We start from the raw sequence: 16,783 nt of genomic DNA, 5'->3' as shown, positions 1-16,783 counted from the left end.
ATTCATAAGGCCTCCGAGGCTTGGCACGGTTCCTGCTGAAGTCCCTGCAAGACTTCGCAAGACCGTTTCGGAATGCCGCCATGTCGCTGAGCAAACAACTCCACCGCGCCCTGTTCGCCCTGCCCCTGCTGGGCGTGGCACTACTGGCTACGCAAACGCCGCCGCCGAAACCCGGCGCCGTGGTGGAAACCGTCGTCGCCACCGGCCTGGCCTGCGAGCCGGCCAACCGGGATGCCGGCCCGCTGGGCCTGGCACGCGTGCCCGGGGACCTGGGTCTGCTGACGCGCCGGCTCAACTGCAACGCCTGAGGTCGCGCCCACCCGGCGCCCCGCCGCGGCGATAATGCCGCGATGCTGCACGTCATCCTCTACCAACCCGAGATCCCGCCCAACACCGGCAACGTGATCCGGCTGTGCGCGAACACCGGCGCCCACCTGCACCTGGTCGAACCGCTGGGATTCGATCTCGACGATGCGAAACTTCGGCGCGCCGGCCTCGACTACCACGAGTGGGCGCAGGTGCGTAAACACGCGAGCCTCGATGATTGCCTGGCGACGCTGGGCGATACCCGCGTGTTCGCGTTCAGCGCGCGCGCGACGCAGCGTTTCGATCGCGTGCAATACCACGTCGGCGACGCGCTGCTGTTTGGCCCGGAGACCCGGGGACTCCCCGCCGAGGTGATGGCGCGTATTCCCGACCATCACCGACTCACGCTGCCGATGCGCGCCGGCCAGCGCAGCCTGAATCTTTCCAACGCCGTTGCCGTCGCCGTGTTCGAAGCCTGGCGGCAGCTTGACTACTGCGGGAGCGACGTCAGTCCCGAAGGCCTCCGCGACTGACGCCCCTCCCACAGCGCCCATTTGCGACCCATGACTGACGACAGGGTGCGGGCGAAAAACGGCTTTCGTTAATCAACCGTTGTGGCGCCATGCGGATACTCCGCTCACCCCGCATCGCGGGGCCCCACAACATTGGAAAGAACACCATGAAGCGTTCCCTGATTGCCCTGTCCCTGGCGGCCCTGCTGCCGCTGTCCGCGCAGGCCGACGACAAGCTCAGCTACACCTGGATCGAAGGCGACTACATCAACGTCGACGGCGATGCCGACGGCTTCGGCGTCCGCGGCTCCTTCGAGTTCGGCCAGTCCGGCTTCTACGGCTTCGGCGGCTACAACGTCGTCGAGATCGACAACACGAACATCGACGTCGATTCCTTCGACATCGGCCTGGGTTACGCCCATGGCCTGTCCAAGAACGTCGACCTGCTGTCCGAGATCTCCTACCTCAACGCCGACGTCGACGGTTTCGGCGACCTCGACGGCTACCGCGCCTCGGTGGGCGTGCGTGGTTCGTTCTCGCCCAACTTCGAGGGCACGCTGAAGGCGAACTACGTCGACGGCGACAACTTCGACGGTGACTTCACCGCCACCATCGGCGCCCAGTACAAGTTCACCAAGACCTGGGGCATGGTCGGCGAAGTCGAAGTCGGCGACGGCGGCGAGACCTACCTGGTCGGCCTGCGCGCCAGCTTCTGACGACGCACCGCTTGTAGGAGCTTCAGCCGCTCCTGCAGGCAACAGAAGAGGCCCGGCGCAAGCCGGGCTTTTTCTTGCGCATTCATCGCCGGGCGCGATAGCTGAACCTGTTCAGCCGCAGGTTCCTTCAGGTTCGCGCCGTCGTTAACCGGGAGTTCGGGCAGGTTTTGAATACTCGTGCCTGCCCGGCATGGACCGGGCCTCCCCCCAAACGAAAGGAATCCCCCCGATGAAACGCACCAAGCTCGCAATCGCCCTCGCTTTCGCCGCCACCCTGCCGTTCGCCGTCCAGGCGCAGGAATCCCCGAGCAACACCTGGGTGCAGGGCAGCTACGTCAACGCCGACGGGGATGCCGAAGGCCACGCGGTGCGCGGCTCGTTCGAGTTCGGCGAGTCCAACGTGTACGGCCTGGCTGGCGTCACCCGGCTTGAGCTCGACAACTCGCCGGTCAAGCTCGATGGCCGCGAACTGGGCCTCGGTTACGCCCTGCCGCTGAGCGACCGCAGCGACCTGTTCGCCGAAGCCGCCTACCTCGACACCGAAGTCGCGGTGCCCGGCGGCGCCATCGACGGCAACGGCTACCGCACCTCGATCGGCCTGCGCAGTGGCCTCACCGATCGCCTCGAAGGCCTGGTGAAGGCCAACTACGTGGACGGCGACGACTTCGACGGCAACTTCAGCGGCACCGTCGGCGGCCTGGTCAAGCTGACCCCGACCTGGGGCATCACCGGCGACGTCACCTTCGACGATGACGCCGAAACCTACCAGGTGGGCCTGCGCGCCAGCTTCTAAGCCAGCAACGCCCCGTAGGAGCGGCTTCAGCCGCGAAGTTGTTCTTTGCCAAAGGCAAAGCCGGAAGATTCGCGGCTGTGAAGCCGCTCCTACGGGGTTCCTGGCCTTAGAACAGGCCTTCGGGGAATTCCGGCTTCTGCTCGCGCGCGAGCAGCATCTTCAGGCCTTCGACCGGCGTGATATGGCCGTGCAGCACTTCGCGCACGAGCGCGGAAATGGGCAGCTCGATGCCATGGCGTTCGGCCAGGCGCATCACTTCATCGGCGGTCTGCACCGATTCGACCACCTGGCCGATGGCGGCCACCGCCTCGGCGATGGACTGGCCACGCCCCAGGGCCAGGCCCAGGCGGCGGTTGCGCGACAGGTCGCCGGTGCAGGTCAGCACCAGGTCGCCCAGGCCCGCCAGGCCCATCAGGGTTTCGGCCTTGCCACCGATGGCGACGTTGAGCCGCAGCATCTCATTGAGGCCGCGGGTGATCAGTCCCGCGCGGGCGTTGAGCCCCAGGGCCATGCCGTCGGCGACGCCGGTGGCCACGGCCAGCACGTTCTTCATCGCACCGCCCAGTTCGGCGCCCAGCATGTCGTTGCCGGTGTAGGCCCGGAACGCGGCGCCGTGCAGCGAGCCGGCGATGTCCTGGGCGAAGCTTTCGTCGTCCGAATGCACGGTGACCGCCGTCGGCAGGCCCTGCGCCACTTCCTTGGCGAAGGACGGGCCGGTGACCACCGCCACCGGCACGCCGGGGCCCAGGGCCTCGGCGGCGACTTCATGCAGGAAGCGCCCGGAACCGGGCTCGAAGCCCTTGGTGGCCCAGGCGACGCCGGCGTTGGCGCGACGATGCGGCGCCAGCGCGCGCAGGGTTTCGGTGAAAGCGTGGCTGGGCGTCACCACCAGCACGTAGTCGGCCGCGGCTACGGTGGCCGCGAGGTCGGCGCTGCCCTGCAGTGCTTCGGGCAGGGCGATGCCCGGCAGGTAGCGCGGGTTCTCGTGGGTACGGGCGATCGCCTCGACCTGGGCGGCGTCGCGCCCCCAGATCGTGGTCGGATGCCCGTTGCGGGCGATCAGCGAAGCGAGCGCCGTGCCCCAGGAACCACTCCCGAGCACGGCGAACGACGGCTTGGCCGAGGTCATCGGCGCACCCGGCTTCAGGCGTTGCCGGCCTCGGGGGCCTGGGCGCCCTGCGCCTGCTCGGCGCGGCGACGCAGGCCTTCGGCGTACAGCGCCTCGAAGTTGATCGGCTGCAGGTAGAACGGCGGGAAGCCACCGTTGGACACCAGTTCGCCCAGGGTCTGGCGCACGTACGGGAACAGCACGTTCGGGCAGTAGGTGCCGAGCATCATGTCCAGGGTGCGCTCGTCGAAGTTGGCCAGCGAGAACAGGCCGGCCTGCTGCACTTCAGCCAGGTAGACGGTCTTTTCGGCCAGCTTGCAGGTCAGGGTGACGTGCAGCACGACTTCGAACAGGCCGTCGGAAACGCGACCGACCTTCTGGTTGAGGTTGAGCTCGAGCTGCGGCTGGCCCGGCTCGTTGAACACCTGCGGCGCGTTCGGGACTTCGAAGGACACGTCCTTGACGTAGATCTTCTGGATGGTGAACTGCGCCTGCTGGTCGTTCGTTGCGGCGGCGGCGGTGCCGTTGTTCTGCTCGGCCATGGTGGAACTCCGGAATATGAAGACGATGAAAGACCCGGGATTATCGCATGCCGGCCGGGGCCGGGCGAAACCGCCGGGGAAGGGGGATCAGGCCTTGCCCTTGGCCAGCGGCAGGCCAGCCTGCTGCCAGGCGCCGATGCCGCCGTCGAGCACGCTCACGCGCTTGAAGCCGGCCTTGACCAGGCGCGCGGCGACGCCGGTGGCGGTCATGCCCGCGGCGCAGACCACCACGACCGGCTTTTCCTTCGCCTTCGCGAGCAGCTTGCCCTCGGGGTCGACCTGGCTCGGCAGCAGGTGGCGCGAGCCGATGATGTGGCCCTTCTCGAAGTCCGCCTGGCCCCGGATGTCGAGCACCAGCGCGTCTTCGTGGTTGATCAGGGCGGTCAGCTGGGACGGGCTGACACCCTTGAAGCCACGGAACAGGCGGGAGACTTCAGTGAACACCAGGGCCACCGTCAGGCCCAGCAAGGCCAGGGACAGCAGCAGGTTGGCTTGGAAGAAAACGATCAGCTGATCCATGGACGGCGCGTTTGCTCGGCGTGGGGGCCGGCATTATGCGGCCCGCGGCGTCGCGGGCCAAACCGGTCAGCGGGCGGCGTCGAGGTCGGGCAGGCCGCTGGCCAGCCACCAGCGCCTGGCCTCGGGGTCCCAGCGCCAGCGCTGGCGGTCGGTCAGCACCTTCTCGACCTGGGTGTGGCGGTTCACCACCCGGATCTCGACCACCTGCAGGTATTCGCCTTCGGCCGGTTCGCTGGCCGACTTCACTTCGTAGCCCGAGACCTGGAACTGGCGGTAGCGTTCGAGTTCGAGGTCGGTCAGGGGCCGGGCCTCGCGCAGCTGCGGATCCAGGAATTTCGCCGCGACGTCGAAGTCGCTCCAGCGCACGGCGCTGACGTAGTTGTAGAGCGTCTCCTCGCGCGGGCTGCGCTGGCCGCTGGTGGCGCAGGCGGCCAGAAGCAGGGCCAGGGCGAGGACGAGGCCGGCATGCAGGAAGCGGGGCAGGGTCTTCATGCCGCCATTATGCACACCCCGGCGCCGTCGTCTCAGGTCGGCCGGAGCGCGGCGTAGCGGCCCTGCAGATCGGCCACGACGCTGCCATCCGGGGCCGACACCGACGCCGTGATGCCGGCGCGGGTCCGGCCACGCGCGTTCCAGGCCTGCAGCACCGACGACCAGTCGACGTCGGGCGCCAGCGTCGCCCGGGCGGCGAGGTCGGCATACAGGGGCGCCAGGTAGCGGACCTGGCTGTCGGCCACGTAGACATCGGCGCGGATGCCGGCCTCGCGAAGCTTCAGGGTCATCAGGCCCCAGCCGGCCAGGGTCATCAGGCTGACCAGGCTGCCGCCGAAGGCGCAGGCCTTGTCGTTGAGGTTGTGCGAGAGCGGCGCGTGCAGTTCCAGCGACTGGCCGTCGTAGCGCACCGCCCTGACCTGCATCGCCCGCACGGGCGGCATGGCGTCGTAGTGCGCGTTGATGTGGTCGAGTTCGGTCATGCCGTGCCGTTTCCCCCGGGGCTGTGCCAAGCTTGCGGCATGGACAGCCAACGGTCCGCGCCAACGCTGGCGGGATGGTACGTCATCTCGCTGCGCCCCTCTGGCAGCCATGCGCCGGTCCGGCACGCGGCCACGACGCTGGGCGCACGCACGCTTTCGATTTCGACGCTGGCCCTGCGGCCCTTGCCGGCCGGCGCGGCGCTGCAGGCGGCGCTGGCCTGTCCGCTGGTCATCGTCACCAGTCCGGCGGCGGTGCAGTTCGCGCGCCGGCAGCTGCCACTGGTCGCGCGGCCGGGCCAGCCCTGGCTGGCGCTGGGGGAAGCCACTGCGCGGGCCCTGCAGCGTGCGGGCATCGACGAGGTCCGGGTGCCCGATGACGGTACCGACTCCGAGGCGCTGCTGGCCCTGCCGGAACTGCAGCCACCGCCGTCGTCGGTGGGCCTGGTCACGGCTCCCGGAGGACGCGGGCTGATCGCCGAAACCCTGGCCCAGCGCGGCAGCGAGATCCACCGCGCCAACGTCTACCGACGCGAACCGCTGCACCCCCGCGCCGGCCGCCTGCGCATGCTGCGCAAGCTGCCGCGACAAAGTGCGCTGCTGGTGAGCAGCCAGGAGGCCTTCGACGGCCTGTGGCGGCGACTGGACGAGGCCTGCCGCGAAGCGGTGCGGGTGCGGCCGGCGGTGGCCAGCAGCGCCAGGCTCGCCGCCCACCTGGCCGGGCTGGGCTTCCAGGCCATCGTCCTGGCGTCGGGCGCCGCGCCGGCGACCCTGGTCGAGGCCCTGGCGGCCGATGTTGCCCGCGGGCGCTTCCGGTAGCATGGCGCCGATACCCGAGTTGATGCCCCCGTGGACACCGAGCACGACGATCTTCCCGAAACCCAACGGCGCCGTGGCGCCGGTCCCTTTGCCTGGCTGCTGGCCCTGGCCCTGCTTGCACTGGCCGTCGCCGGCGGCTGGTGGTGGTGGGCACACCAGGCGACACCGGATGATGCCGGCCCCGACCTGAGCCCCGAGGCGCTCGACGCCCGCCTGCTCGAAGCCGAACAGGGCGCCGCTTCGCTGCGTCGCAACCAGCAGTCGCTCGAGCAGCGCCTGGGCGATACCCAGGCCCGCACCAGCCTGCTGCGTGAAGAAGTCCTGGGCCTGGGCCAGCGCGCGGCCATCCTGGAAGACAACCTGCGCGAAGTCAGCTCGCAGGCCGCCGAAGGTGCCGAGGCCCTGCGCCTGGACGAAGTCGAGCTGTTGCTGGGCCTGGCCCAGGCGCGCCTGTCCGTATCCGGCGACATCGACGGTGCCGTGCGCTCACTGGTGCTTGCGCAGCAGGCACTGGCGGCCATGACCGACCCGCAGTTCATCAGCCTGCGCCAGACCCTGGCCCAGGAAATCGCCGCGCTGCGCGCCTTGCCGGCCGACCCGCGCGACCTGGCCGCCGGTGAACTCGACGCCCTCGAGAGCACGCTGCCGCGGCTGTCGAGCCGCGCTCCGGGCGCGCCGCCTGCCGCCGGTGCTGGCGACTCGCGCTGGCAGCGCATCCTGGACGCCATCGTGCAGGTGCGGCCCAGCAGCAGCCAGGACCTGATTTCCCCCGCGGACCGCGCCACTGGCGAAGCCACGCTGGCGCTGGAACTGGCACTGGCGCGCACCGCGCTCGAGCGCCGCGACCAGGCCGCGTTCCGCGCCAGCCTGCAGCGCATCGACCAATGGCTGCAGCGCCTGTACGCCGACGACGCGCTGCTGCGCGAACGCCGCGAACGCCTGCAGGCGCTGGCCGACCAGCCGCTGGCGCCGGCCCTGCCCGATGCCGGCGCCGCCCTGCAGCAGCTGCGCGACCTGCGCCGCGGCCGGGACGCCAGCCCGTGAACCTCTACCGCAGCCTGCTCTGGTGGCTGGCGCTGGCGGTGTTGGGCGCACTGGCCTGGCACTGGTTCTCCCAGGACCTGGGCGACGTGGTCGTGCGTTTCCGCGGCCTCACCTACACGACCACCCTGGCGTACTTCGTGCTGGCCTGGGGCCTGCTTTGGTTCGGGCTCTGGGCGCTGTGGTGGGTCCTGAGGCTGCCGTTCAAGGCCTGGCGCCGGCATGCCCACCAGCTGGCGCGCAACCGCCTGGTGAGTGGCCTGGAAGCCCTGCACCAGGGCCGCTGGCAGCGCGCCGAACAGCTGCTGGCCAAGGCCGCCAACGAAGCCCCGCTGCGCACGCCGGCGCTCCTGGGGGCACGCCGGGCCGCCGATGCCCGCGGCGATGCGGAAGCCGCCGCCCGCCACCACGCCGCGCTGCTCGCGCACGACACCACCGCCGCCGTGCTTGAACAGGCGCAGCGGCTGCTGGACCAGGGCAGGCCCGAAGAAACCCTGGAAGCCCTGGCCAGCCTCGCCGGCTCGCTGCCGCCGCGCGCCGCCTGGCAACGCGCCGAAGCGCAGGTCGCCAGCGGACGTGCCATGGACGCCCATGCCTCGCTCAACGCGCTGCGCCGCGACCAGGTGGCCGACGCCGATGCGCTGGCGGCGCTGGAAGTCCGCATCAGCGCGGCCACGCTCGACCAGGCTCCGCAGGCCGATGAACTCCAGCAACGCTGGCATGCGCTGCCGCAGCGGCTGCGGCTGGCGGCACCCGTGGCCAGCGCCTTCGCCCAGCGCGCCGCCGCGCTCGGCATGGAAGACGCCGGCGCGCACGCAATCGCCGATGCACTGGAAGCCAACTGGGATGAATCGCTGGCGGCGCTTTATGGCCGGCTGCCGCCCGGGCGCGAAGGCAAACGCCTGTCGCGCGCGGAAGCCTGGCTGGCCCAGCACCCGTCCAGCCCCGGCCTGCTGACTGCGCTGGGCAGCCTGTGCCGCGCGCAGGATCTATGGGGCAAGGCCGAGGACTACCTGCATCGCGCGCTCGCGCAGGGCGCCGGCGCCGATGCCTGGGAAAGCCTGGGCCATGTCTTCACGGCCCAGGGCGACGCCGGCCGGGCCCAGATCGCCTACGCCAACGCCCTTCGCCTTGGCCGCGAAGAGCCGCCGCTGGCGCTGGGTGGCCGCAGCCTGCGCGAACAGATCGCCGACGCGGCGGTTGCCGAAGTGCGCAACGCCCACGGCATTCCCCTGCTGCCGCCATAACCGCTTTTTGTGGGAGGGACTTCAGTCCCGAAAAGCTTCGGGACTGAAGTCCCTCCCACACAAGTGGATTAGCGCTCGACGATGGCGGCGACGCCCATGCCGCCGGCGGTGCAGACCGAGATCAGCGCGCGGCCGCTGCCCTTTTCCTTGAGCAGCTTGGCGGCGGTGGCGACGATGCGCGCACCGGTCGCGGCGAACGGATGGCCAACGGCCAGCGAGCTGCCGACGACGTTGAGCTTCCCGCGGTCGATGCTGCCCAGCGGCGCGTCCAGGCCCAGTTTTTCCTTGCAGAACACCGGGTCTTCCCAGGCCTTGAGCGTGCACAGCACCTGGGCGGCGAAGGCTTCGTGGATTTCGTAGAAATCAAAGTCCTGCAGCGACAGCTTGTTGCGCTGGAGCAGCTGCGCCACGGCCCAGCACGGCGCCATCAGCAGGCCTTCGCCGTGCACGAAATCGACCGCCGCCACCTGCGCATCCACCAGGTAGGCCTGCACTTCGAGATTGTGCGCGGCGGCCCACTCTTCGCTGGCCAGCAGGGCCGCCGAGGCGCCGTCGGTGAGCGGGGTGGAGTTGCCGGCGGTCAGCGTGCCCTGGCCCGAGGTCTTGTCGAAGGCGGGCTTGAGCGTGGCGAGTTTTTCGACGGTGGTGTCCGGGCGCAGGATGTTGTCGCGCTCGACGCCGCGGAAGGGCACCACCAGGTCCTTGAAGAAACCGCGCTCGTAGGCCATCGCCGCCTTGGTGTGCGATTCGTAGGCCAGCTGGTCCTGGGCCTCGCGGGTGATGCCCCATTCCTTGGCCATCATTTCGCAGTGTTCGCCCATGGACTTGCCGGTGCGCGGCTCGCCGACGCCCGGGAACTCCGGGGTGAACTCCTTGAATCTGAAGCCCTTGAAGGCTTTCAGGCGCGCGCCGAAGCTGCGCGCCATGTTGGCGTCGAGCAGGCGGCGGCGCAGGCGCTTGTTCACCGCGATGGGCACGTCGGACGTGGTGTCGGAACCGCCGCCGATGCCGGCTTCGATCTGGCCCAGGGCGATCTTGTTGCCCACCGTGATGACGGTGTCGAGCGAAGTGCCGCAGGCGCGCTGCAGGGTGATGCCGGGCGTGGCCGGCGACAGGCCGGAGCTGAGCGCGGCTTCGCGGCCGATGTTCCAGTCGCTGCTGTGCTTGAGCACCGCGCCCATGGCCACTTCGCCCAGCTGCTCGCCGTGCAGGCCGAACTTCTCCACCAGCGCGCCCAGGGCCTTGATCGACATGCCCAGGTTGCCGACGTCGTGGTAGGCGGTGTTGTTGCGGACGAAGGGGATGCGGACACCGCCCAGGATGGCGACACGGCGGGAAGGCGACATGCGGTTCACTCCTTGCTCGAACTTGTTCGGGGGGTCATGCGGCGGGGTCGAGGTCGGCGGGCAGCGGGCCCCAGTCGGGACGGGACTGCCAGGCCCCGTGGATCCAGGCGCGGAACATGCGGGCCACCGGGTCGTCGGCGGGACGCGCGGCCAGCAGCGCCACCAGGCGGCGCGGGCCCCGGGCCTCGGCTTCGTCGGCCACGATGGCATCGAAATAGGTCGTCCACTGCTCGCCGTAGCTGATGCGCGGCGCGGCGTTGCGCAGGCGTTCGGCCTCGCGCGCGCCGGCCAGCGCATCGCCGTCGGGCTTGCGCGCCACGACCTGCACGCAGGGCGAGTCGTCGAGCACCAGCACCGGCTCCAGGCCGACGCCGCGCACGTAGGCCTCGACTTCCTGCGGCACCACGAACTGGTTGCGGGCGACGTCCTTGCGCTGCCCCGCCGGCAGCCGCGCGGCCTGCTCGAACTCGAGCGCGAAGCGACGCCAGCCGACCGGGTGGGCCAGGTTCCAGTGGTCGAAGTAGAACAGGCCGCCGGGACGCAGCACGCGGGCGACGTCGCGCAGGTAGAGCACGAAGTCTTCCTTGTCCATGTGGATGAACACGGCGACGCAATAACCCTTGTCCATCGACGCGTCGCCCAGCGCGTCCAGGCGCGGACCCTGCAGCGGGCTGAACGCGCAGTCGCCGGTGCCGGCCAGGCGCTCGCGGGCGACGCCGAGCATGTTTTCGCTGATGTCCAGGCCATGCCAGTGGGCGACTTCGCCCGCCAGTTCGCGGCCGATGCGGCCAACGCCGCAGCCGAGTTCGAAGACCCGGTCGGCCGCCTGCAGGTCGAGCGCGGCCCGCGCCTGGGCCGCCGAGAAGGCGCCGGTGAGCCGGACCGTGCGCTCGTCGTGGCTGCCGTCCACCGCCACCAGCGCGCCGCGCGGCGTGCTGGCCTTGTCGTTCCAGAAGGATTTGTAGTCTTGGAAATCCATGCCTGCGGCGGTCGGGGGACCAGCCGTCCACGTTTCGATGGGTATGATGGGAATCATACCCCGACACCGCACGCACCCGTATGTCCAAACCCGACCTGAGCGTCCTGGCGGCCCTTGCCCTTGAACTCACGCCCGGCGCCGAACCGGGCCGCGTGGCGATCGGCGTGCAGGCCGCCGGCGAGCTAGCCGGACGCGTCGCGCAGGACCTGGCCCGGCTGGCGCCCGGCGCCGAAGACCTGGACCTGGTGCTGGTGGCCGGCCTGTTCGATCCGGTGGAATTGCTGCGCCCGGGTTATCCGCTGCACGCCGAGCTGGGCCGGTTGGCCGCACGCGCGCCGGGCGCCGGCGGCGGCCAGGTGATCGGCTTCGGTGCCGGCAGCGACGGCTTGCCCGCCGCGCTGGCGCCGGACCCGGCTTTCGCCGGCGGTCCGCTCAAGCTGCTGCCGATCCTGCTGCGCGGCGAGCCGCAGGCCGTTGCCCCGGTGGGCGAACAGCTCGAACAAGTCCTGCTCGACACCGGCATGGCCGGCGCCGAAACCGCGCTGCTGGCGCAGTCGGCCTTCGAAGTCCCGGTGGAACACGCGCGCCTGCTGACCCTCAATGACCTGGTGGCGATGATGGCGCTGCAGTACGAACACGCCGGGGTCGCCGCACTGTGGCCGCTGCTCGAGGCCGCCCTGCTGGCGCCGCAGAGCGAGCAGTGGCTCGATGCCCCGCCCGAACCCCTGGCGCGTTATGCCGACGGCGCCGTGCGCATGGCGTTGCTGGATATCGACGCCTGGGCCGAGGGCGGCTTCGCACCGGCCGATACCGACGCCGCGCGGCTGGCCCGGGGCTTCGAACGCTTCCAGATGCGCCAGCGCCAGTTCGCCGCGCTGCTCGAGGCCCACGGCATCCGCGTCACCTTCGACCACTGCCCGGCCGGGCGCGACCCGCGCGAAATCCTGGCGGAATGAAACCTCTCAGCGGCCCCAGTAGCCCAGTTCGCGGCGCAGCTTGAGGCTGCGCCAGGCGCCGGCCAGGGGCTTGCGCCGAAGCCTGCCGAACTCGCCGGCCAACAGGGCGTCGGTGGCGGCGAGCACGCGTTCGCTGGAGCGGCCATCGCGCCAGGGGTGGATGCTGTCGGCATAGGCGGCAATGGCGGCATCGCGCGCCGGGTCCGGCGCGAAGGCGGCCGCCAGCTGTTCGCCCAAGCGCGCCGGATCGTCGAAATCGAGCATGTGCGGTTTGGGCGCACGGTTGCGGAAAGTGACCACGGGCTTGCGTTGCACCACGAACTCCGAGACCACCGACGTGGTGTCGGCCAGCAGCACGTCGGCCGCGCGCTGGGCGCTGACCAGCTGTTCGGTTTCGACGAAGGCCGCGTTGGCGCCCGCCAGTGAACGGTAGCGTTCGAACAGCGCCGGCGCGCACTTGGGATGCAGGGTCAGCAGCCAGAAGCGTTCGCCGCGCGCCACCTCGGCGGCGATCGCGTCGAACAGGTGCGGCGCCGCGCTCAGACGTTCGGTGAAGGTGGAGGCGAACAAGACCACCGGCCGGCCCGACGCGCCCGCGCGCAGCGTGGTCGCCAGCGCATCCTCGGCGCGGAACAGCGGATCGAGCTTGGGCCAGCCGGTTTCGACCACCGCGAAGTGCCCGGCCTTCGCGGCCAGCGCCTGGAACGGCGCGGTGGTCGCCGGGCCCTGCGTGCAGTAGAGGTCGAACTGACCGCGCACGCGGAAGTGGCCGCGGCTGTCGCTGCGCTTTTCGACGTTGAAACCGTGGAAGAGCTGCACCTTGGCACCGGCGATGAAGCCGGGCACGTCGTTGGCGGCGCTCAAGACCGCGCGCGGCCGCAAGGCCACGGCTTCACGTACGTCCACCGGCCGCGCAGGCGCCGGCAGGGTCGCGCCCGCGGCACCGCGGATGAACAGCGTATGTACCCCGTGCCCCCGTGCTTGCAGCGTTTCCGCCAGCGGGCACAGAATGGGGAGAGCGTAGCGCTCGGTCGCGAACAACAGGTAATCCGCCATCAACAGCCCTCCGGCCATGTCGCCTCGCCTATCGGCCTGCATTATCACCTTCAACGAAGCAGCGCGCCTGGCCGACTGCCTCGCGTCGCTGGCGTTCTGCGACGAGATCGTGGTGGTGGACTCGGGTTCGACCGACGCCACCGCGGCCATGGCGCGCCAGGCCGGTGCGCGGGTGTTCGAACGGCCGTTCGAGGGTTTTCGCAGCCAGAAGCAATTCGCCATCGAGCAGGCCGCGCACGATTGGGTGCTGTGCCTGGACGCCGACGAGCGCGTCGACGAGGTCCTGCGCGCGAGCATCCGGGCCGAACAGGTGCTGGGCTTCGAACACGCCGCCGGCTACCGCTTTGCACGGCTTACCAATTATTTCGGCCGCTTCCTGCGGCACGGCAACGCCTATCCCGACCGGGTGCTGCGCCTGTTCGACCGTCGCCGCGGCGGCTGGCGTGGCGCGCGCGAGATCCACGAGGCCGCGAGCGTCGACGGGCCGGTGCGCACGCTGGCCGGCGACCTGCTTCACTTCCCCTACCGGTCGCTGGAACAGCAGCTGGCAAAAACCCAGCGCTACGCCCGGATGATGGCCGAACACGACTTCAAGCGCGGCAAGCGCGCCAGCCTGGCGCGCCTGGTGCTGTCGCCGGCCTGGCGCTTCTGGCGCGGCTACGTGCTGCGTGCCGGCTTCCTGGACGGCTGGCATGGCCTGGTCTACGCCTACGTGCGCGCCAACTACGTGCGCCAGAAGACCATCATGCTGTGGATGCTGCAGAACAAACAGCCGGTGGTGGACCCGCCGGGACAGGCGCGCTGAACCATGTGTGGAATCGCCGGCAGCTGGTTCCCGGAGGCGCGCGACGACGCGTCGCTGCATGCCCTGGGCGCACGCCAGGGCGAGGCCATCGCCCATCGCGGCCCGGACGATGCCGGCACCTGGGCCGATCCCGGCGCTGGCCTGGTGCTGTCGCACCGGCGACTTTCCATCCTGGACCTGAGCGCCGAAGGCCACCAGCCGATGCTGTCGCGCGACGGCCGCTGGGCGATTATCTTCAACGGCGAGATCTACAACCACGGCGCGCTGCGGGCGGAGCTGGCGACCCTGGGCCATGGCTTCCGCGGCCACTCCGATACCGAAGTGCTGCTCTCCGCCATCGCCGAATGGGGCGTGGCCGAGAGCCTGCAAAAAGCCAACGGCATGCTGGCCCTGGCCGCCTGGGACCGCAAGCAGCGCCGGCTCTGGCTGGCGCGCGACCGCATGGGCAAGAAACCGCTGTACTACGGCTTCAGCGGCGACGGCGCGCTGGTGTTCGGCAGCGAGCTGTCGGCGCTGCGCGCCCATCCGGCGCTGGAGGCGCGCGTCGACCCCGATTCGCTGGCGCTGCTGCTGCGGCTCGACTACATCCCGGCGCCGTGGTCGATCCTGCGCGGCGTGTACAAGCTGCCGTCCGGTTCGCTGCTCAGCCTCGATACCGCGGCGCTGCAGGCCGGGCCCGGTTCCCTGGACCCGGTGCATTCGCCGCAGCGCTGGTTCGACGCCCTCGCCGCCCAGCGCGAAGCCATCGCCCACGGGTTCGCCGGCGGCGACCAGGAGGCCCTGGACACGCTGGACGTGCTGCTGCGCGAGGCGACCGCGATGCGCATGGAGGCCGACGTCCCGCTGGGCACCTTCCTGTCCGGCGGCACCGATTCCTCCCTGGTGACGGCGATGATGCAGGTGCAGTCGGCGCGGCCGGTGCGCAGTTTTTCCATCGGCTTCGACAACCTGCGCCACGACGAAAGTGCCCACGCCGCCCGCGTCGCGGCGCACCTGGGCACCGACCACACCGAACTGCGCGTGGACGGCCAGGCGGCGCTGGATCTCGTGCCGTCGCTGCCGGACATCTTCGACGAGCCTTTCGCCGACTCGTCGCAGGTGCCCACCGCCCTGCTGTGCGCGCTGACCCGCAAGCACGTCACCGTTGCCCTGTCGGGCGATGGCGGCGATGAGCTGTTCTTCGGCTATTCGCGCTATGCCCGCACCCTGCGCAACGACGCCTGGCTGCGCAAGCTGCCACGCTCGATGCTGGCCAACCGCATCGGCGAACCCGGCGAACCCGCGCGCATGGGCGGCCTGGCGGCGCTGCGCGCGGAGCTGCGTGCGGGCGACCTGCAGGGCCACGCACGCAACCGCATGACACGCTGGCGCCTGCCCGAAGCGGTGGTGATCGGCGCGCACCGGCGCAAGACCGCCTACGACGATCCCGCCGCCCTGCCCGGCGTCGGCACGCCCGGCGACGCGCTGATGGCGATGGACATCGCCTGCTACCTGCCCGAGGACATCCTGGCCAAGGTGGACCGGGCGAGCATGGCGGCGTCGCTGGAGGCCCGCGCGCCGCTGCTGGACTGGCGCGTGGCCAGCTTCGCCTGGACCCTGCCGCTGCGGATGAAATATCGCCGCGGCGAGCTCAAGTGGCTGCCCCGGCAGCTGCTGCTGCGCTACCTGCCCAAAGCGCTGGTCCAGCATCCGAAGACGGGGTTCGGGGCGCCGGTGGGTGACTGGCTGCAGGGTCCGCTGCGCGACTGGGCCGAAGCGCAGCTGAGCGAGACGCGGCTGCGCGAGGAAGGCCATTTCGACCCGGCGCCGATCCGCCGCACCTGGAAAGCTTTCCTCGACGGCGAACGCAAATGGCACACCCACCTGTGGGGCGTGCTGATGTTCCAGGCCTGGCGCGAACGGCTCTAGCGCCGGCTCAGCGGGTCGGCGCTTCGTACATCCGGTAGCCGGCGTCGGCCATGCCCAGGGTTTCGTAGGTCTTTTGCGCGACGGCGTTGTCGCGTTCGACGTACAGGCGGATGCCGCAAACCTCCGGACTGGCCTGGGCGCGTGCCAGGACGTGGCGGTACAGCGCGGCGTAGCAGCCGCAGCGCCGGAAGGCCGGGTCCACGTAGACACTCTGGATCCACCACCAGTCGCCGTTGCGCCAGTCGCTCCACTCGTAGGTGAGCATGAGCGTACCGGCCGGCTCACCGTGGTGTTCGGCCACCAGGTAGGCGCCGCGACGCGGCTCGGCCAGCACGGCGCGGATTCCGGCGTCGACCGTGGCCGGGTCGAGTGCCTTGTGTTCGGTTTCCCAGGCCATGGCCACGGCCCAGTCGCGCAGGCGGGCGACGTCGCCGTCGTCCGCCGCGCGGATTCGCCAGTCGCCGTCGGTCACGAGGCCGGGCCGTCGTAAACCGGGGCCGGCTGGCTCAGTTCGACCACGCCGCAGGCGATGCGGGCACCGGCGTTGCCGGTGGGCTGGCTGGCGTAGTCGTCGGCCTGGGCGTGCACGATGACCGCGCGACCGACCACGTCGAGCATCGGTTCGCCGTCGATCTGCAGGCCCTCGAGGATCACGTCCACCGGGGCGACGCCGTCGTCGCCGGCGACCAGGTTGGGCATGTCGCCGGCGTGGTGCGGACCGGGGGTCCGGCGGTCGCCGTGCTGCATGTCGTCGGGATTGAAGTGGCCGCCGGCGCTGGTGGCGTCCGGGGCGCTGCAGTCACCGGTTTCGTGCAGGTGGAAGCCGTGCGCGGAGCCGGGCGCGAGGCCGGTGACCTGGCCGTGCAGGCGCAGGCCGCCCTCGCCTGGGTCGAAGGTGAGTTCGCCGCCCACGCCGCTTTCCTGCACCGGGTCCAGGGTGACGCGGGCCTGCGCCGCGAGCGCGATGCCACCGGCGGCGCCCGATGCGTCGTCGGCCGGTGCCAGCGCTTCTGGCGCGGCGTTCGGTGCCGGCGTCGGCACGTCGGGCGCGGATTCGGTGCTGCAGCCCGCAAGGGCCAGTGACAGGGCGGCGGCAAGCAGGGTCGTGGTCGTCTTCATCGGGACTCCTTGGTCGTGCATGCGAACGGGGAGGGTGACA

At 70.6% G+C, this 16,783-nt stretch carries 20 protein-coding genes; 10 read left to right on the top strand and 10 right to left on the bottom strand.

The window, feature by feature from the left end; translation table 11 throughout:
• Positions 1-80: 80 nt before the first annotated feature.
• The 4 genes from N788_RS09590 (at position 81) to N788_RS13995 (ending at position 2,327) form a co-directional block, all read left to right on the top strand.
• Positions 81-308 carry a hypothetical protein gene (locus tag N788_RS09590; RefSeq protein ID WP_034224264.1) on the top strand — a complete coding sequence of 76 codons (228 nt, stop codon included), beginning with the start codon at positions 81-83 and terminating at the stop codon, positions 306-308.
• 42 nt (positions 309-350) lie between these two features.
• Positions 351-839 (top strand): tRNA (cytidine(34)-2'-O)-methyltransferase, encoded by a 489-nt coding sequence (locus N788_RS09585; RefSeq protein WP_034224254.1) that lies wholly within the window; start codon positions 351-353, stop codon positions 837-839.
• 146 nt (positions 840-985) lie between these two features.
• A complete protein-coding gene (locus tag N788_RS09580; RefSeq protein WP_034224251.1) occupies positions 986-1,534 on the top strand; it encodes a diffusible signal factor-reguated Ax21 faimly protein in 549 nt (182 codons plus the stop codon).
• Between the two features lie 229 nt (positions 1,535-1,763).
• Positions 1,764-2,327: a hypothetical protein gene (locus N788_RS13995; RefSeq protein ID WP_051924537.1), complete on the top strand. Its 564-nt coding sequence runs from the start codon at positions 1,764-1,766 to the stop codon at positions 2,325-2,327.
• Between the two features lie 106 nt (positions 2,328-2,433).
• On the opposite strand, the gene N788_RS09570 is transcribed toward N788_RS13995, so the two are convergent.
• The 5 genes from N788_RS09570 to N788_RS09550 form a co-directional block, all read right to left on the bottom strand.
• Entirely contained in the window at positions 2,434-3,456 is a 1,023-nt protein-coding gene (locus N788_RS09570) for an NAD(P)H-dependent glycerol-3-phosphate dehydrogenase (RefSeq protein ID WP_034224248.1), read from the bottom strand.
• 14 nt (positions 3,457-3,470) lie between these two features.
• Positions 3,471-3,977 carry a protein-export chaperone SecB gene (secB, locus tag N788_RS09565; protein WP_034224246.1) on the bottom strand — a complete coding sequence of 169 codons (507 nt, stop codon included), beginning with the start codon at positions 3,975-3,977 and terminating at the stop codon, positions 3,471-3,473.
• Between the two features lie 87 nt (positions 3,978-4,064).
• Entirely contained in the window at positions 4,065-4,496 is a 432-nt protein-coding gene (locus N788_RS09560) for a rhodanese-like domain-containing protein (RefSeq protein WP_034224244.1), read from the bottom strand.
• Positions 4,497-4,562: 66 nt separating this feature from the next.
• Positions 4,563-4,988, bottom strand: coding sequence for a hypothetical protein (locus N788_RS09555; protein WP_034224242.1), 426 nt, complete (start codon positions 4,986-4,988; stop codon positions 4,563-4,565).
• Positions 4,989-5,020: 32 nt separating this feature from the next.
• A complete protein-coding gene (locus N788_RS09550; protein ID WP_034224240.1) occupies positions 5,021-5,470 on the bottom strand; it encodes a YiiD C-terminal domain-containing protein in 450 nt (149 codons plus the stop codon).
• 39 nt (positions 5,471-5,509) lie between these two features.
• Between N788_RS09550 and N788_RS09545 the strand changes: the two genes are divergently transcribed.
• Genes N788_RS09545 through N788_RS09535 form a run of 3 tightly spaced genes read left to right on the top strand, consistent with a single transcriptional unit; the run spans position 5,510 to position 8,574 of the window.
• Positions 5,510-6,286, top strand: a complete 777-nt coding sequence (locus N788_RS09545; protein WP_034224238.1) for a uroporphyrinogen-III synthase — start codon at positions 5,510-5,512, stop codon at positions 6,284-6,286.
• Positions 6,287-6,316: 30 nt separating this feature from the next.
• On the top strand, positions 6,317-7,330 hold the full coding sequence (locus tag N788_RS09540; protein WP_034224236.1) for a uroporphyrinogen-III C-methyltransferase: 1,014 nt from the start codon (positions 6,317-6,319) through the stop codon (positions 7,328-7,330).
• Positions 7,327-8,574 (top strand): heme biosynthesis HemY N-terminal domain-containing protein, encoded by a 1,248-nt coding sequence (locus N788_RS09535; RefSeq protein ID WP_034224233.1) that lies wholly within the window; start codon positions 7,327-7,329, stop codon positions 8,572-8,574. Before N788_RS09540 ends, N788_RS09535 begins: the two co-directional genes overlap by 4 nt.
• Positions 8,575-8,642: 68 nt before the next feature.
• On the opposite strand, the gene N788_RS09530 is transcribed toward N788_RS09535, so the two are convergent.
• Together N788_RS09530 and N788_RS13990 are read right to left on the bottom strand one after the other, a co-directional pair.
• Entirely contained in the window at positions 8,643-9,920 is a 1,278-nt protein-coding gene (locus N788_RS09530; RefSeq protein ID WP_034224231.1) for an acetyl-CoA C-acetyltransferase, read from the bottom strand.
• Between the two features lie 34 nt (positions 9,921-9,954).
• Positions 9,955-10,899, bottom strand: coding sequence for a class I SAM-dependent methyltransferase (locus N788_RS13990; RefSeq protein WP_051924536.1), 945 nt, complete (start codon positions 10,897-10,899; stop codon positions 9,955-9,957).
• 80 nt (positions 10,900-10,979) lie between these two features.
• Here N788_RS13990 and N788_RS09520 point away from each other — a divergent pair, with 80 nt between their 5' ends.
• Positions 10,980-11,855: a hypothetical protein gene (locus N788_RS09520; protein WP_034224228.1), complete on the top strand. Its 876-nt coding sequence runs from the start codon at positions 10,980-10,982 to the stop codon at positions 11,853-11,855.
• 6 nt (positions 11,856-11,861) lie between these two features.
• On the opposite strand, the gene N788_RS09515 is transcribed toward N788_RS09520, so the two are convergent.
• Positions 11,862-12,914 (bottom strand): CDP-glycerol glycerophosphotransferase family protein, encoded by a 1,053-nt coding sequence (locus tag N788_RS09515; protein ID WP_211250708.1) that lies wholly within the window; start codon positions 12,912-12,914, stop codon positions 11,862-11,864.
• Positions 12,915-12,927: 13 nt separating this feature from the next.
• Between N788_RS09515 and N788_RS09510 the strand changes: the two genes are divergently transcribed.
• Together N788_RS09510 and asnB are read left to right on the top strand one after the other, a co-directional pair.
• Complete coding sequence (locus N788_RS09510; RefSeq protein ID WP_034224226.1) at positions 12,928-13,716, top strand: glycosyltransferase family 2 protein; 789 nt, start codon at positions 12,928-12,930, stop codon at positions 13,714-13,716.
• Positions 13,717-13,719: 3 nt separating this feature from the next.
• Positions 13,720-15,624, top strand: coding sequence for an asparagine synthase (glutamine-hydrolyzing) (gene asnB / locus N788_RS09505; RefSeq protein WP_034224223.1), 1,905 nt, complete (start codon positions 13,720-13,722; stop codon positions 15,622-15,624).
• 7 nt (positions 15,625-15,631) lie between these two features.
• Here the strand turns inward: asnB and N788_RS09500 are convergent, their stop codons facing one another.
• A complete protein-coding gene (locus tag N788_RS09500; protein ID WP_034224220.1) occupies positions 15,632-16,096 on the bottom strand; it encodes a GNAT family N-acetyltransferase in 465 nt (154 codons plus the stop codon).
• Positions 16,093-16,743: a superoxide dismutase family protein gene (locus N788_RS09495; protein ID WP_034224218.1), complete on the bottom strand. Its 651-nt coding sequence runs from the start codon at positions 16,741-16,743 to the stop codon at positions 16,093-16,095. The genes N788_RS09500 and N788_RS09495 overlap by 4 nt, the downstream gene beginning before the upstream one ends.
• Positions 16,744-16,783: the final 40 nt, after the last annotated feature.

It is taken from the genome of Arenimonas donghaensis DSM 18148 = HO3-R19 (assembly GCF_000743535.1).
GTDB lineage: Bacteria > Pseudomonadota > Gammaproteobacteria > Xanthomonadales > Xanthomonadaceae > Arenimonas > Arenimonas donghaensis.
The sequence above is the reverse complement of the archived record's forward strand: the minus strand, read 5'-3'. Positions and strand labels throughout refer to the sequence as shown.

Coding starts and splice junctions, on each gene's coding strand:
- N788_RS09590 (WP_034224264.1), top strand. CDS start 81: ATGTCGCTGAGCAAACAACTCCACCGCGCCCTGTTCGCCCTGCCCCTG.
- N788_RS09585 (WP_034224254.1), top strand. CDS start 351: ATGCTGCACGTCATCCTCTACCAACCCGAGATCCCGCCCAACACCGGC.
- N788_RS09580 (WP_034224251.1), top strand. CDS start 986: ATGAAGCGTTCCCTGATTGCCCTGTCCCTGGCGGCCCTGCTGCCGCTG.
- N788_RS13995 (WP_051924537.1), top strand. CDS start 1,764: ATGAAACGCACCAAGCTCGCAATCGCCCTCGCTTTCGCCGCCACCCTG.
- N788_RS09570 (WP_034224248.1), bottom strand. CDS start 3,456: ATGACCTCGGCCAAGCCGTCGTTCGCCGTGCTCGGGAGTGGTTCCTGG.
- secB (WP_034224246.1), bottom strand. CDS start 3,977: ATGGCCGAGCAGAACAACGGCACCGCCGCCGCCGCAACGAACGACCAG.
- N788_RS09560 (WP_034224244.1), bottom strand. CDS start 4,496: ATGGATCAGCTGATCGTTTTCTTCCAAGCCAACCTGCTGCTGTCCCTG.
- N788_RS09555 (WP_034224242.1), bottom strand. CDS start 4,988: ATGAAGACCCTGCCCCGCTTCCTGCATGCCGGCCTCGTCCTCGCCCTG.
- N788_RS09550 (WP_034224240.1), bottom strand. CDS start 5,470: ATGACCGAACTCGACCACATCAACGCGCACTACGACGCCATGCCGCCC.
- N788_RS09545 (WP_034224238.1), top strand. CDS start 5,510: ATGGACAGCCAACGGTCCGCGCCAACGCTGGCGGGATGGTACGTCATC.
- N788_RS09530 (WP_034224231.1), bottom strand. CDS start 9,920: ATGTCGCCTTCCCGCCGTGTCGCCATCCTGGGCGGTGTCCGCATCCCC.
- N788_RS13990 (WP_051924536.1), bottom strand. CDS start 10,899: ATGGATTTCCAAGACTACAAATCCTTCTGGAACGACAAGGCCAGCACG.
- N788_RS09520 (WP_034224228.1), top strand. CDS start 10,980: ATGTCCAAACCCGACCTGAGCGTCCTGGCGGCCCTTGCCCTTGAACTC.
- N788_RS09510 (WP_034224226.1), top strand. CDS start 12,928: ATGTCGCCTCGCCTATCGGCCTGCATTATCACCTTCAACGAAGCAGCG.
- asnB (WP_034224223.1), top strand. CDS start 13,720: ATGTGTGGAATCGCCGGCAGCTGGTTCCCGGAGGCGCGCGACGACGCG.
- N788_RS09495 (WP_034224218.1), bottom strand. CDS start 16,743: ATGAAGACGACCACGACCCTGCTTGCCGCCGCCCTGTCACTGGCCCTT.